The organism is Methylobacterium brachiatum (genome assembly GCF_900113845.1).
GTDB lineage: Bacteria > Pseudomonadota > Alphaproteobacteria > Rhizobiales > Beijerinckiaceae > Methylobacterium > Methylobacterium brachiatum.
The window spans coordinates 104,147-117,355 of sequence record NZ_FOQW01000002.1 but is presented as its reverse complement, the minus strand read 5'-3'; the positions used below and the strand labels follow the sequence as shown (position 1 = coordinate 117,355).

4 protein-coding genes and 1 pseudogene are annotated in these 13,209 nt (G+C 64.8%); 4 read left to right on the top strand and 1 reads right to left on the bottom strand.

The genetic code is table 11. From position 1 onward, the window contains the following. Positions 1-146: 146 nt before the first annotated feature. A complete protein-coding gene (locus tag BMZ47_RS00475) occupies positions 147-1,256 on the top strand; it encodes a hypothetical protein (protein WP_139220898.1) in 1,110 nt (369 codons plus the stop codon). 1,250 nt (positions 1,257-2,506) lie between these two features. Here BMZ47_RS00475 and BMZ47_RS00470 read toward each other — a convergent pair. Beyond that, a complete protein-coding gene (locus BMZ47_RS00470) occupies positions 2,507-5,848 on the bottom strand; it encodes a PAS domain S-box protein (protein ID WP_091857501.1) in 3,342 nt (1,113 codons plus the stop codon). A 1,076-nt stretch (positions 5,849-6,924) separates the two neighbouring features. Here BMZ47_RS00470 and katG point away from each other — a divergent pair. From katG to selB, 3 genes and pseudogenes are all read left to right on the top strand, one after another. Further along, positions 6,925-9,246 carry a catalase/peroxidase HPI gene (gene katG, locus BMZ47_RS00465; protein WP_091858069.1) on the top strand — a complete coding sequence of 774 codons (2,322 nt, stop codon included), beginning with the start codon at positions 6,925-6,927 and terminating at the stop codon, positions 9,244-9,246. A gap of 400 nt (positions 9,247-9,646) precedes the next feature. Then, positions 9,647-11,164 (top strand): annotated as a pseudogene (locus tag BMZ47_RS00455) (ABC transporter substrate-binding protein). 70 nt (positions 11,165-11,234) lie between these two features. Continuing rightward, positions 11,235-13,142 carry a selenocysteine-specific translation elongation factor gene (gene selB / locus BMZ47_RS00450; RefSeq protein WP_091857499.1) on the top strand — a complete coding sequence of 636 codons (1,908 nt, stop codon included), beginning with the start codon at positions 11,235-11,237 and terminating at the stop codon, positions 13,140-13,142. The last annotated feature ends 67 nt before the right edge of the window (positions 13,143-13,209 follow it).

Below are 13,209 nucleotides of genomic sequence, written 5' to 3'. Positions count from 1 at the left end.
CGATGAGCGCCGTAACCGTCGGCGTGGCCGCTGCCTTGGCGAAGGACTTATAGTCCAACGAGTTCAGATGTCTTGCGACCGTATCCTCTTTCGGCCGCTAGGGACGAGCAGCGCGTCTCGACTAGGCCGGGATGAAGGACGCTCGTATGTATTCGACCATCGACGGCGCGAAGAAGTGCGCTAAGGAACTGAAGCGGCTGTTCGACAACAGTGGCTTGGACTTTGCCCTCAATAAGTGCCAGTCCGCCGTTGCGCGCGCAGGGGGCTACCGTGACTGGCACGATCTGGAAGGTGCCCTCGGGCGGGCGCCGCACCCGGTGGAGCCTTTAGCGTTCCGGAAGCGCCTGCTCACCGCGCTACCAGAGCCCTGCAGGCCGCCGGCCCTGGCGTGGCTCGACAAGGAACCCGCCGAGGAAGCTCCCGCCCCAGACACACCTCCTCGATGGTACCGTGACGTATTCCCTTATCTCATGGCGACGGCGGCGTTGCATCGGAACCGGACTCCGCTGCTCCGCCCCGGCTCGGGCGCGGGCCAGCGCTTGCGTGAAGCGCTCGTTGTGGGTTTGCTGCTCAACCTCCATGGCGGTCGCCGCGTGGTTCCCCGGCTCGAGCCAGACAGCTTGGCGCTGGTCTTCCGCGGCGACGCCGCGACCCTGTTCCGCGACGACTTCTGTCATCCGAGGTTCGAGGCTGAGTTGGCAACGCTCGCTGAAGCCGGAATTCTCGATGTCCGTGAGGATCGGGTACGGGTGTTATCACCGAACCGAGAGGCCGTGGTGGCGCACGTCGCGGACTCGCGGGCAGGGAAGGCGCAGCATTGGGGCGAGGAGGGCGGAGCCGAGTTGGCAAACGCGCTGCGGGACGCGCTCGCCTCGATCGGGGTCCGGAACGCATTGAGGGTGGCCGGTGCGATCGCGAACCAGGGATCGGACGCTTACAACACCCCCTCGGGACCCGTCCTGGATCTGCTCTCCGAACTGGCAGAAGAGGGCGAGGTCGAGACCTTCGCGAAAGCGTATGGTCTGTTCGCGTCAATCCGGCCTGCCAATGCAATGTTCGTACGCGAGGCGGTCCCCGCGAAGATCTCGTCGCGGTATCTCGCCCGGCACCGGCAGCTGAGCCCGTCTAAGATTATGTCCTGGGCAAATGCACACCCGGAGTGGCCGGAGACGCTGAAAGAGGCTGTGGCTCAACCCGCGATGTTCGTGATGACCGTCGACGCGGTGGCTTCGGCTATCGCCGAACACAGCGCCTGACGTGGCGCCCCCGACGCTTTCGTCGGGGGCGCCCTACGCGTGCTGCGGCGGTGTGCGAGCGCAGGAAGTTTGTCGGCAGGAGAGGGTTGTGTGTCGGCCTGGGCGCGCGAAGTTTGTCGGCGCGCGTCCAGGCCGGCCTGATGATCGAGTTCCGGCCCAGAATGCGTGAGCGGGTTTCTTTGCGCCCGAGGCATTGAGCCCGCGCCGGACAAGCGCGACTGTCATGCGGCCTTCTACGACCGGGCCAGCGTCGAGGCGTTCGAGGGTCACGGCATCAGAGCCTATTTGCGTGGCTTACGTACCTGGGCGTTGGCTTCCAGATGAGTTGATATGGACGGGCGGGTTTTCCGCGGGGACCGAGGCAGTCACGACCCAGGGACCTGATGGATGTGCAGACGGCGACAGTTTCGCCTTTTCTGTCGGGCTATGCCCCGTCGACGGCGGACCTACGCGAGAGGGGCAGCGCCTGCCAGTACCTAAAGAAAACCGGCTGTCCTCGACGCGACTTGCCGCGCCACTTGGGACTTTGGGAGACGGCGCTGATGCAAAGGGGACAGTTCGCCCGCAATTGTCCACATCGACGCCCGCAAATCAGACCAAGGTTGGCCCGCACGGTGCGTCACCTAAAACTTTCCAAGGCGATTGTTCTCGTTTACCGGAGCGTTCACCGAAGCGCCGAGATCGAGGCCGCCAAGGTCGAGATCATGGATGGCGAAGCTCGATGCGTGGCCGTCTTCAGCGAGTATGCTCCTTGAGCCGTTGTCGATGGAGCATGTGTTGCTCGCTGGTCGATCCTGGTTTGTGAAGACCCTCATTCTGGCTCGAAAGTGCTGTCGGAAGAAACAGGCCGATAGCGGGACGAACGCTTCGGAGAAGGACTGCCTGACAAGCGGACGGGCTTATAGCGGCCCAGCCAAGTCGTACGAGTTACTGCGTGCGTTGCCTGGAAACGGACATAGGCTCGCGGTCTAAGCAACGGTAGGATCTGACCCTTCTCAGACCTTCAGAAGGTCCGCTTGCTGGAGGTCTGAGCGAACTAGAATGACCGAAGGTGGCCGAAAGCCGCCGGTCCGCTTCGGAGGACGTCTGCTGAGAAAGCGGACAGGCCTCGCTTGAATGTCTCGTATCATCACTCTTAAGACAGGTGTCGGCCCTCACGAACAAGGGATAACTGGTCAGTCTGGCGTAAAGGCTCGACACCGATTTAGCCACTAGAACATCGAATTCATTTGCGGCCGGAGTCCGCGCCTTTATGCTGATCTTGAGCGCATGACCGTGATCTCGCTGATCGTTTCGGACGAGCGGGCTTGCAAGACTTTGAATAGCATTGTGTAATCCTCATTCGAACGACACGCAGCTTCGACCTTTCGGCATAGAGTAGCCAGCGATTCAAAACCGACCATGCTCGTTGCCGAGACCATCGCGTGCGCATCCTCAGCGATCTGCTTCCGATCGTGAGAGTTGGAAGACGGTCCGAACCGATGGGTAAGTTCGTCTGCCAACATCGAAAGCAAGCCGACCATGCGCTCGTGGCCGACCAAAACTTGGATCTCCTCGTAAGCTGCGTGGTCCAGGCTGGAAGCCGGGGTGCTTTCAGTCCCACCCGAGGACCATCGATCTATCGCCGATAGCAGTGCTTCTTGCCGGAACGGTTTGCCGACGTGATCATCCATGCCTGCGGCACGAAACTCCGTAAGCTGCTCCGGCAAGACGTTAGCGGTCATAGCCACGATCGGCACGCGAGCGGCAACGCCGTCCAAGGCTCGGATGCGCCGTGTTGCGCTCATGCCGTCCATGCCCGGCATCTGAATGTCCATCAGCACGAGGTCGTAGGTCTTCACCTGCACCGCGGTTACCGCCGCGGCACCGTCGCCGACCACGTCGACGCTGTGCCCGGCGCGCTCGAGGATTGCGCGGGCGAGATCCTGGTTAAGCGGCACATCCTCAGCCAACAGCAGTCGCCGGCCTAAGCGGACGCCCGCGCTTGATGAAGGCTCGAAGCCAATAGCTGGTTCGGCCGCGATAGGCAGGTCGAGTGCGAACCAGAAGATCGAGCCCTGCCCGATCTCGCTTTTCGCATCGATCGCACCGCCCATACGCTCGACGAGCGCCTTCGAGATCGCCAGCCCCAGCCCGCTGCCGCCGTAGTCGCGTCCGATCGAGCCGTCGACCTGGCTGAAACGCTGGAACAGCCTGTCACGCTTGTCCGCCGGTATGCCGATGCCGGTATCTTGCACCGAGCAGAGTAGACGGACAGCGTCTTCAGACATGGCATCCACGGCCACGTTCAGATCGATCCGGCCTCGTGCGGTGAACTTCACGGCGTTGTTGAGCAGGTTCAGCAGCACCTGCCGCAGTCGATCCTCGTCGCCCAACAGCCACGCAGGAACCATAGGATCGAAGCTGACGCCAAGCGTCAGTCCCTTCGCCTCAGCCGAGCCGCGAACGATCGACACCGTGTTGTCGATCAGTGTGACGGGTGCGAACGGCTGCGGGACGATCTCGACCTGTCCGGCCTCCAGCTTCGAGAAATCGAGCACGTCGTTGACCACGGTCAGGAGTGCCGCGCCGGCCGTGCGGATGCGTTCGGCGTGCTGACGTGCGCGCAAACTGAGGTTTGGTTCCTCGCATAGGAGATCGGCGTAGCCGATCACCCCGTTCAGGGGGGTCCGGATCTCGTGACTCATTGAGGCCAGGAACTCAGACTTTGCATGGCTCGCGGCTTCGGCCAGAGCCCGGGCCGTCTCCGCTTCGTGCGTCCGCTCAGCTACGCGCTGGGCCAACGTCGCGTTCAGATCGCGTAGGGCCGTCTCGGCTGCATCTCGCGCGGTGTCGTCGCGCACCGTGAGCACGGCGCCGATTTGTGCGCCATCTTGCCCAAGGAGCGGCTGAGCGTTGCCGATAGCAACAACCTCGGTGCCATCCGTCCGTCGAACTCGCCAACGCGCGTCCCGCACTATCTGTCCCGCTACAGCTCGGGCGAGCGGCAGATCGCGCGGCGGGTGAGGTCGGCCATCCTCGGTGAATAGGTGATAGGTGTCGCTGTAGGCATCAGGCTCTATGTCGAGCCGAGCCACGCCGTGGATCTCGGCTGCCGCCTTGTTGACAAGCGTGATCCTCCCTGCGGCGTCAGTGACGATAACGCCCTCTGCAAGCTGCGCCAGAATTGCCGCGCTCGTGGCCGTGGTAAAGTCGGCGCGTGCTCGTGCCTCCTGCAACTGCGCCTCGGTCACGGAGCGGTAACGCGCGTCACTCTCGCGAAGCGCATCCTCCATGGCCTTGCGCTGAGTGATGTCACGCAACGTCGCGACGTACCCGTCCGCCCGGCCCGTCGCCGCGTCATGCGTCAGATTGAGCGAGATCTCCAGCCAGACCCAGTGCCCCTGCTGGTGAAGATAGCGATGGCAGGTCGTGGTGCGCCCGACGCGCCCGGTCGTCAGGTCGACGAGGGTTTCCGCATAGCCGGTCGCTTCATCGGGATGAACCAAGTCGAGGGTGTGGGTGCCGATTAATTGCTCGGGGGCGTAGCCGAGCACGGCGGTGACGGCGGGCGAGACGTACTGCCGGGTCGTATCCAGGTCGCACCAGATGATGATGTCGGTGGCATTCTCCGCCAGTAGCCGGTGACGCGCTTCACTCTCTCGGATGAGCGCATCCGCGGCCTCGCGCCGTTCGATCTCGCGGCCGAGCAGAAGCAGGGCGCCAACGAGCACGAGCGTCAGCCCTCCAGCCACCGCCCCTTGTACGAGCGCAGACCGACGCCAATCGGCCAACATATCGTCCCGCGCGAACGCGGCGCCGACGTACAAGGGATACTCGGCGAGGAAGCTCAGGGCGACGACGCGCTCGACTCCATCCGTCATGGTGGCCGACCAGTACGGCTTCGTGTCCCGAGCCGGAACGTGCTGCCGATAGTTCTCGCCCTCGGCGAAATTCTTGCCGATGACAGAGGGGAGCGGTGGCGAGCGTACCAGCAGGGTGCCGTCAGATCGCCAAAGGGTAAGCCCCGCGCCCGGCCCGTTATGAATGGCCCCGTACACGCTTTCGAAGGTCTGCGGGTCGACGGTCGCCTGCACGACGCCGAGAAACGTTCCGTCCGGCCCCTCGATGCGCCGAGCGACGGGGATCAGCACCTTACCGGTCAGGCGCCCGGTGATCGGGTTGCCGATCACCACATTAGAATTCGGTCGATCACGCAGTGCCTGAAAGTAGTCGCGATCCTGGACATCGAGCGGACGCGCAGGGAAGGCATCCGCTTCGACTGTCGCCCGGCCGTTCCGGTCGATAATGATGATGTTGTTCAGTCGCGAGTGCTGCATCTGATCGCGCAACGCGGTGTGGATTGCTTCCGATGGCAAGTCGACCGCCCGAGGCCCGACCAGGGGCGCTACGGCTCGCAGATAGGTGTCGATGGTCTCGAAGGTGCGAGCGGCATGCTGTTCGAGAGCGTGGGCGGTATTGGCCGCGCGAATCTCGGCGTCGGCGATATCCTGCGCACGCTGATTGAAAACGGCAAAGCCGACGAGTGCGGGCACGCCGAGGCCGACCGCGAGCGCGGCAGTCCGCGCGAGTGTCCCGAGCCTCATCTTCATCGTCGTACGGGCCGCTGCTCAGATCACGTCGGCCACGTCGCCTTCAAGGCCGCCGACCGGAGGAGGCTAAACCACAGGCTGGTGAACAGGCTGTGAGCATACTGGGGGTGTCACGACAGCGTGACTTCACTGGTGGGTCTCTGCCGTGTCCTCAACCAATGCGATGGACTAGGTAATGTGGGGGCGATCAGGATCACGGTCATGTGTTCGATCACCGTCATATGGCGCAACGACCTCTTTGGGACGGCGTGCGGCGCGGGCTGCAGCTTTACAAGCGGTCTTCCTTGGTCCGCCGGGAATTCCAGATAACCCAGCGTCGACGAGATCATCTATAAGTTGCATCGCGCTGCCCCTGATTTGGCTTCCCTGTCTACCGCAGTGAAGGCAGCAACGGGCTTTTACCAGCTCACAAGGGTGAGTTCAGTCAACCGACAGTAGCTAAACGAGGGTAATAGGCCTGCGTAGGAGCAGATGGAACTGCGAGGCGGACATTCGGATCCCGTGCGAGGCTGCTGAGTGCGGACAGCCCAGGCACCACACCACCATCATAACAAATCGAGGCCCCCAGCTCTGAAACAGAGGGGCCAGTTCGCCGCGGAGTCCGCACGCTCTCCTGCGCAACGGCGCAACGGCGCGATCGGGTGCTGAGCCACAGCTGCGCCGTGCCGCGTCGCACTGGGTAGCCTCCGTCACGGCTGCGCGCTGTGAAGAGCTTGTCCCGGAGCGCATCATTCACAGTGCAGTGACCGACCGTATGACCCACCGACAGATCCAGCATCGAGACCCGCGAGTGATGTGGTTTGACGTCTAACCTTCCGTTTCCTTTCCAGTTCGCGCTCTAGGGACTCGCGCAAATGTGAGGCGGTTCGCCTTTCGCGTGGTCGGCTGCGGTCTGGCCTTCAAGAGAGGCGACAACATCTTGATTTTAGAGATGGGCGCCTGATTTCGCGCTCAGGGTCAGATCACCCATGGCGCTACTCTGGCAAAGACGTGACGCACACAACGCGCCACCGTCGGCGAAAGCTTAGTGGCACAATCCGCTTGATGATACCGGTCCTACGCCTAAGGGGATGTTGATGAACGAGATGACGATCGACAAGACCAATACAAGATCATACCCTATGCAAGGGAAATGCCCGTTCGGAGGCGACCGTATCGGCGGAGTTCTGGGGAGCCGCCCGGCGCTGGAGAATTGGTATCCCCACCGCCTGAGGGTCGAGCTCTTGCACCAGAACGGGGTCGCTGCCGATCCGCTGGGGCCTGATTTCGACTATGCCGCCGCATTCAATACAATCGACCTCGACGCGCTGAAGAGCGACATCAAGCAGTTCCTGACCTCGTCCGTGGCTTGGTGGCCGTCGGACTACAAGAATTATGGCCCGCAGATGATCCGGATGGCCTGGCACTCGGCCGGCACGTACCGCATCGCGGATGGGCGGGGCGGCGCCGGCACGGGCATGCAGCGGTTCGCACCGATCTCGAGTTGGTGGGACAACGGCAACACCGACAAGTCGCGCCGCCTCCTGCAGCCGATCAAGCACAAATACGGCAACGCCCTCTCCTGGGCTGACCTGATGGTACTGACCGGCAACTGCGCCCTCGAGATCATGGGGCTGCCGACCTACGGCTTCGCCGGCGGGCGCCTCGACGCCTGGGAGGCGGATAACGCCACCTACTGGGGTCCGGAAGTCGTCGAGATGGGCTCTGTGTCGAGCTTCGACGACATGGTGAACCGCGACAAGCGCTGGCGGGGCAAGAACGGCGACACCGATTACGACCTGGAGAACCCGCTCGCGGCCTCCCACCAGGCGCTGATCTACGTGAACCCCGAGGGGCCCTACGCGAATGGTGATCCGCAGGGCTCGGCCAACGACATTCGCGTGACGTTCACCCGCATGGCCATGAACGACGAGGAGACGGTGGCGCTGATCGCCGGCGGCCACGCCTTCGGCAAGAGCCACGGCATGACGCCCGCCAAGGAGATCGGACCGCCGCCGGAAATGGCGCCCATGGAGGCGATGGGGCTCGGCTGGCACAACCCGAAGGGCACCGGCTCGGGCAAGGACACGATGACCAACGGCATCGAGGGGAGCTGGACCCCCGATCCGACCAAGTGGGACAACGCCTACCTGGAAAACCTCTTCAAGTTCGAGTGGGAGCAGACCAAGAGCCCCGCCGGCGCCCTGCAGTGGACGCCGAAGGACCCGAACGCGCCCAAGACGCCGGACGCCCATGTCGCGGGTCAGATGCATCCGCTCATGATGATGACCTCCGACATCGCCCTGAAGGTCGACCCGGAGTACCGCAAGGTCTGCGAGAAGTTCCTCAGCGACTTCGACGCCTTCACCCAGGCCTTCTCCAAGGCGTGGTACAAGCTCACCCACCGCGACATGGGCCCCAAGCACCGCTACCTCGGCCCGGAGGTCACGATCGAGGACGGCCTGCTGTGGCAGGACCCGATCCCGGATGCCGCCTACGCCCCGGTGGGCGAGGCAGAGGTTGCCGCCCTCAAGCAGGCCATCATGGCGAAAGGCATCTCGGTCTCGGACCTCGCCTTCACCGCCTTCTCGGCGGCCGCGACCTACCGCGACAGTGACAAGCGCGGGGGTGCCAATGGCGGCCGTCTCGCCCTCGCACCGCAGAAGGATTGGGCCGTCAATCGTCGGGCCGCCCCCGTGATCGAGGCGCTCCGGGTGGTGATGGCCGCGTTCAACGGCGGGCGCAGCGACGGCAAGCAGGTCTCGCTGGCCGACCTCATCGTGCTCGGTGGCTGTGCCGCCGTGGAGAAGGCCGCCCTGGACGCGGGCATCGAGACCCACGTGCCCTTCACGCCTGGCCGGGTCGACACCACGCAGGACCTGACGGACATCGAGATGTTCGAGTGGCTGAAGCCCGTTGTGGACGGCTTCCGCAACTACGTCGATGACGGGTTCGGAGCGATCGCGCCAAGCCTGTCGCCGGAGGAGATGTTCCTCGACAAGGCCAACCTGCTGACGCTGACCGCGCCGGAATGGGTGGTGCTGACCGGTGGCCTGCGCGCCCTCAACGCCAACCACGACGGGTCGAACACGGGCATCTTCACCGACCGGGTGGGCGTGCTGACGACCGACTTCTTCCGCAACCTGACCGACACGGATCTGGTTTGGGAGAAGGCCGACGCGGCCGGGACGACCTTCACGCTCAAGGACCGCAACAGTGGGCAGGCGAAATTCGAAGCCACCCGCAACGATCTCGTCTTCGGGTCGAACGCGCAGCTGCGCAACATCGCCGATGCCTATGCCGGCAGCGATGGCCAGACTCGGTTTGTGGCCGATTTCGTGCGGGTCTGGGACAAGGTGATGATGCTCGACCGTTACGACGTGAAGGGGCATCGGCGCTCCGGGCCCATGGCGGCCTGATCCGCCGCCGTCGCGTCAGCCGACACCCCCGTCCCATCGCTCTGTGGGACGGGGGGCAAATAGCGAGGGTCGTCATGGGTCTGGAATCGCGTATCGCCAACGCGTTTTCCTTTCCGTCGCTTTGTTTGTGTGAGCACAGACCGCTGATGACACGACGTGATCTGCGCGATCACAGACCGAGATTCCGGAAATCGAGCGCGCATCGACGGCATCTGCTTCTCACGTCGCCTCAGGCGCTGCGGCCTCGCAGCAAGCGTCCTTTCGGTTCGGGCGCGGCCGGCGATCCGGCCCGGCATCGGCATGGTCGCTAGATCGTCACCGGGGATCGATTGAGAGCAAAGCGCTTGTGCACTAGCTTCTTTCTGCTGGCCCCTATCCGAGGTGGCCGCCCCTGCACGCCATGCAGGTTGAAACAGGAGGACAGCGCATGACGGCACATGCGACCGGGGATCCGGGGCGAGCGCAGCCCTGGGGGCCCCACAATACGGTGACGGTGGTCGATCCGTCGCCGGTGAATTGGCTTTCCATCACCTGGAATACGATGGAGGAGGCCAACCGCGTCGACCATGACGGGATCGGCCAGCCGAGCCTCGCACAAGCCTGGCGCTGGCTCGACGGCGAAACCCTTGAACTGACGATGCGCGACGCGGTCTATCAGGACGGCGAGCCGTTCAACGCCGCGATGTTCAAGCTCGGCTTCGACAAGGTGCAGGAATGGACCAACCCGCATCCGCCGGGCGCCTTCCTGAACTTCGCCCGGGACGTCACCTGCGAGGCGGTGGATGACCGCACGATCCGGATGCGCTTCCCCGGCGGCGATTCCGCGGCGCTGATGAAGCTGCGGGGCATGCACCTGCCCTCGACGCGCTTCTGGAACGAGTGGGGATTCGTCGACCCGAAGACGGGATCGGCCGAAGGCCATTGGTGAGTGATTGACGCGCCTGGTCCGTGGGGGACTGGCCCGTTCGTGCTCACCGAAGGCGTTTCGCTGATCGATTCGCGCTCCGACCGCGTGGTCATGGAGCCCAACGAGACCTACTGGAATCCCGACCGCAAGCCGACGGTCCGGATCATCTACGACAACGTGATCGGCAAGACCGAGGGCATCAAGTCGGTGGCGGCCGGTGACGGCCGGGTCGACGTGGTCTTCGACCTGACACCGGACGAGGCCAAGGCCTTCCCGGCGAGCGAGCATGGCAAAATCCAGACGCAGAAGGCGAAGACGATCCTCACGGGGGTCTTCAACGAGAACCGTCCGGACTCGCCCTGGCGCAACCCGGAGGCCCGCCGGGCGCTAAATCTCGCCATCGACCGGCAGGTCGTGCTCGATCAGGGCGCATACGGCTACGGCACGGTGATCCCGGCCTTCATCCAGCCCGGTCGCTACGGCGCCGACCCTGGCATGAAGCCGTTCCCCTACGACCCCGAGGCCGCCAAACGGGCGCTCGCGGCGGCGGGGATCGGCGGGCGGGACCTGGTGTTCGTCGCCTCACCCGCCTGGAAGGGCGTCGTCGAGGCGATCGGGCACTGCCTCTCGAAGGTCGGCCTTGGCTGCCGCTTCGTCAGTGCCAAGGAGGAGCCCCCGGAGGATTTCGACGTCAAGCTCGAATGGTATTTCGACTGGACGCCGCAATATCCGGTGGCCTGCGTGCATCGGGAGTTCTTCGGGAAGGATGCGACCCTTCGCCAGGGACCGGAGGATCCGGAGTTCGACGCACTCTACGACAAGCTCCTGCACACGTCGCAGGAGCCGGACACGGAGGCGGTCGTGCGTGAGGTCGAACGCTACCTCCAGGACAAGGCCAAGGCCCTGTTCCTGTATTCGCCCTACACGCTGTTCGCCGTGTCGGACCGCGTGGCGTTCACGCCCTACGACACCTGCATGTCGGAACTGGCCGAGACCCGGATCAAGGGTTGAGGCGGCAGGCGGCGCGGGGGCTCCCCGTGCCGCCCGTCTTAGGTGCAAGGCCGACAGGAGCGAGGACACGATGATCGTCGCCACCGCCGGCCATATCGATCACGGCAAGACGACCCTGGTGAAGGCGCTCACCGGGATCGATGCCGACCGGCTGCCGGAGGAGAAGGCCCGCGGCATCACCGTCGATTTAGGCTTCGCCTATACGGCCCTCGGCGGCCGCACGATCGGCTTCGTCGATGTCCCCGGCCACGAGCGCCTGGTCCGCACGATGGTCGCCGGCGCCACCGGGGTGAATTTCGCCCTCATCGTCGTGGCGGCCGACGATGGTGTGATGCCCCAGACCCGCGAACACATCGCGATCCTGGACGTGCTCGGTCTCCGCCGCGGCCTCGTGGCCATCACCAAGAGCGATGCGGTCGATGCGCGACGCCTGTCCGAGGTCGAGGCGCAGATTCGGTCCGTGCTCTCCGAGACCGCGCTCGTGCAGACGCCCGTCATCGCCTGCTCGGCTTTGAACGGCGCCGGGATCCCGGACCTGGCCCGGCGTCTCGAAGCGGCCGCAGCCGACCTATCCCCCGCGGCCGCCGAAGGCGATTTTCGCCTCGCCGTCGATCGCTGCTTCACCGTCGTCGGCGCTGGCCTCGTCGTCACGGGGGCCGTCCATTCCGGCAGCGTCCGACCGGGCGACACGCTCCTCGTATCCCCGAGCGGGGTCGAAGCACGGGTGCGGGGTCTGCGCGTCGGTCACGACGCCTGCGCCGTGGCCGCGGCCGGGCAGCGATGTGCCCTCAACCTGACGGGTCCGCGACTCTCGCGGGCCGGCATCCACCGGGGCGATTGGATCCTGGCACCACACCTGCACGGGCCGGCACGCCGCCTCGACGTGTCCCTGCGGGTGCTGCCGAGCGAAACTCGTCCCCTGCGCCATCGAACGCCCGTCCACCTTCATCACGGCGCTGCTTCCGCGACCGGCCGGGTTCTGCTGCCGCAAGGCTCCAGCGTCGAACCCGGTGCGGCGGCGATCGCGCAGATCGTCCTCGATGCCAGCCTGGGTGCGCTGCATGGCGACCGTTTCGTGTTGCGCGATGTCTCAGCCGTGCGCACCCTGGGCGGCGGGCGGATCATCGATATCGAGGGACCCCGCCGGGGAGCATGGTCGCCAGGGCGGCGCATGATCGTCGAGGCTCTGAACACGGCGGACCACGGCGCGGCGCTCACCCACCTCCTCGCTCACAGCGAGGAGGGTCTCGATCTCGAGCACTTCGCGCGCTCGCGCAACGTCCCGGCCGCGAGGATGAAAGCTCTGTCGCGCGAGGTCGATCTCATAGCGGTCGACACGCCGCGCGAGCGTTTGGGCTTTGCAAAAGGGCGGATAACAGCGCTCGGAGAGTCGGTCGCCGCGATCCTCGACGACGCACACAGGTTCGAGCCGGACAATCCGGGCCTGACGGTCGAGGAGTTGAGCGAACGCGTGGCCAGTGCGGACCGCCCCGCCTTGCGGGCGGCCCTCGACCCGCTTCTCGGCGCGGGCCGCATCGAACGGCGGGGGGCGCTCTACCACTTGGCCGGGCACACGGTCCGTCTCGCTGCGCCCGAGGCAGCGCTCTATGAAGCCGTCCGCGCCGTTCTTGAGGAAGCGGGGCTCGACCAGCCGCGCCTCGCGGATCTCGCCGCACGGGTCGACCGGGAGCCCGAGACCCTGCGGCCCCATCTCGATAAGTTCGGACGACTCGGATGGCTGAGGCGCGTGTCGGGGCACTACTACGTCTTGCCCGATGTCTTGGCCGAGTTGGCTGACAGGGCGCGCGCGGTCGCGGCCGAGCATCCCCAGGCACTCCTCACGGTCGGCCGTTTTCGCGAGACCACCGGCATCAGTCGGAACATGACCATGCCGCTACTGGCCTACTTCGACGCGCGGGGCCTCACGACGCGTATCGATGATGGTCGCGTGGTTCATCCAGACAATCGCGACTTGTGACATTGATTTGCCCCGCGCGGATGGACGAGATCTTTTTCGCCTGGATCATGATTTGAGGCGAACTGGA

Excerpts from the sequence above, each read along its gene's own strand:
- BMZ47_RS00470 (WP_091857501.1), bottom strand. The coding sequence starts at position 5,848 with ATGAAGATGAGGCTCGGGACACTCGCGCGGACTGCCGCGCTCGCGGTC.
- BMZ47_RS00475 (WP_139220898.1), top strand. The coding sequence starts at position 147 with ATGTATTCGACCATCGACGGCGCGAAGAAGTGCGCTAAGGAACTGAAG.
- selB (WP_091857499.1), top strand. The coding sequence starts at position 11,235 with ATGATCGTCGCCACCGCCGGCCATATCGATCACGGCAAGACGACCCTG.
- katG (WP_091858069.1), top strand. The coding sequence starts at position 6,925 with ATGAACGAGATGACGATCGACAAGACCAATACAAGATCATACCCTATG.